At 73.8% G+C, this 2,057-nt stretch carries 2 protein-coding genes; one reads left to right on the top strand and one right to left on the bottom strand.

What is annotated here, in order from left to right:
* A partial coding sequence (locus HMPREF0731_RS19605) for a CGNR zinc finger domain-containing protein (RefSeq protein WP_007005955.1) occupies positions 1–251 on the top strand: 251 nt, incomplete at its 5' end.
* Positions 252–537: 286 nt separating this feature from the next.
* Here HMPREF0731_RS19605 and HMPREF0731_RS19610 read toward each other — a convergent pair.
* Positions 538–2,057: helicase-related protein (locus HMPREF0731_RS19610; RefSeq protein ID WP_007005956.1), on the bottom strand; the 1,520-nt coding region annotated here is incomplete at its 5' end.

Below are 2,057 nucleotides of genomic sequence, written 5' to 3' on the forward strand. Positions count from 1 at the left end.
TGGAGGCGGTGTGGCGCCCGGCGGGCGCGCCGCCCGATCTGCGGCTGCCGCTGCTGCCGGTGGCGGTCTCGGCGCTGGCGCTGGCGGTGTCGGAGCGGCGGGCACAGGTCCGGCGCTGCGCCGATGCGCAATGCGGCTGGGTGTTCCTGGATGAATCGCGCAACCGGACGCGGCTGTGGTGCTCGATGGAGGATTGCGGCAACCGCGCCAAGGCGCGGGCGCATTACGCGCGGCGCCGCGCGGCGGGGTGAGGCGGCGCGCCCGGCAGCGCGCGCCGCGTCAGCCGATCGCGGTGCGCCTGCCATCGCGCTTGGCTCCTCAGCCCAGGATCCGGGCGAAGGCGACCTGACCCGCTGCCCGTGAAGGCAAAGGTGGAAGCGGAAATCCGCCTTTCAGCGGACGGCAGAGCGCCGCACCAGGCGCTTCGCCTCTCCACCCGTCGATGGCCGCCGCTGCAGCGTCCCACCTCTCCACAAGACGGCGGCAGCCCGAAAAAAGAGTCCCGCTTCTCCACGGGACGGCGGCAGCCCGAAAGAATCAAGCGGCGCGGCGGGCGCGGCGCTGCTGGCGCAGGACGTCCTCGATCCAGCTGTCCAGGCGTTCGGTCTCGGCCTCGGCCTCGTCGCGGTCGAGATAGGCGGCGGGGAAGCGCAGCGCCAGCCAGCGCCAGGCGACCAGGCGCTTGTGCACCTTCTCGGCGCGCTGGAGTTCCTCGCCGGTGGCGCGCTCGGGCGGCGGCAGGCGGCCGGCCAGCGGCGGGGCGACGGGGCGGCCGCCGCCATGGTCCACCGCCCAGCGCGCCAGGCGGGTGACGCCATTGTCGCGCTCATCCACCGGGCACATGGCGTAGGTCCAGCGATCGGCCAGCGACAGGCCGGCGACACCGTCGATGGCCGAGGCGATGGCCATCTGCTGCGTCAGATCGGCCAGGCGATAATTCGGATCGTCCTTGCGCAGCACGGCGCGCTTGATGCGCGCCAGCACGCCAAACAGGCTGTCGGTGCCGATCTCGGCGGCGACGGCGGCGATGATGTCGGCATCGGGCTGCACCTGCGGGCGCAGCTCCTCCGGCGGGGCGGGCGGCGCCTCCAGCATGGCCTGGACAAAGCCGGGATCGCCGCCGCCGGCCAGCACGGAGACGACACCGCCCTCGTGATGGCCATAGCGGCCGGCGCGGCCGCCGATCTGCTTGACCTCCTGGCTGGTCAGCTCGCGCCGCTCCTCGCCATCGAATTTGCGCAGGGTGGAGAAGACGACACGGCGGATCGGCAGGTTCAGCCCCATGCCGATGGCGTCGGTGGCGACGATGATGTCGGCCTCGCCATTGCGGAAGCGCGCGGCCTCGGCGCGGCGCACCTCGGGGGAGAGGGCGCCATAGACCACGGCGACCTTGCGGCCGCGCGCCACCAGCGCCTCGCGCAGATCCATCACGTCGCGGCGGGAGAAGGCGACCAGCGCGTCGCCCTGCTTCAGCTCGCCCATCGGCACCGGCTTGGTGGAGGCGTGCAGCGGGCCCTTGCGCTGCAGCGTGATCTCCTCGACCTCATCGCCGCAGAGCTGGGCGATGCGCTTGACCATGGGCACGCATTCCGGCGCGCCGAGCACAAACACCTCGCGCGCCGGCACGCCCATCAGCGCGGCGGTCCAGGCGGCGCCGCGGTCGCGGTCGTGCAGCAGCTGGGCCTCGTCGATGATGGCGACGTCGACGGGGCTGTGGAAGGGGCACATCTCCACCGTCGCGGCCAGGTGCTTGCTGCCGGGGGCGAGGATGCGCTCCTCGCCGGTGGAGAGCGCGGCCTCGACGCCGCGGCTGGCCAGGGCCTCGCGGAACTCATGCGCCAGCAGGCGCAGGGGCGCGAGGGCCAGGCCGCTCTCGGCCTGGGCCAGGCGGTCGAGGGCGGTGTGGCTCTTGCCGCTGTTGGTCGGGCCGGTGACGATGATGAAGCGGCGGATCATCGCCCGCGCCGTGGCGAAATGCGCGGCGTAGCGGTCGAGCGCCGCGGCGCGCGCCACGGCGGCGTTGGCGGCCTTGCCGCCGCGCCCGGCCAGGGCCTCGG

It is taken from the genome of Pseudoroseomonas cervicalis ATCC 49957 (genome assembly GCF_000164635.1).
Classification (GTDB): Bacteria; Pseudomonadota; Alphaproteobacteria; order Acetobacterales; family Acetobacteraceae; genus Pseudoroseomonas; species Pseudoroseomonas cervicalis.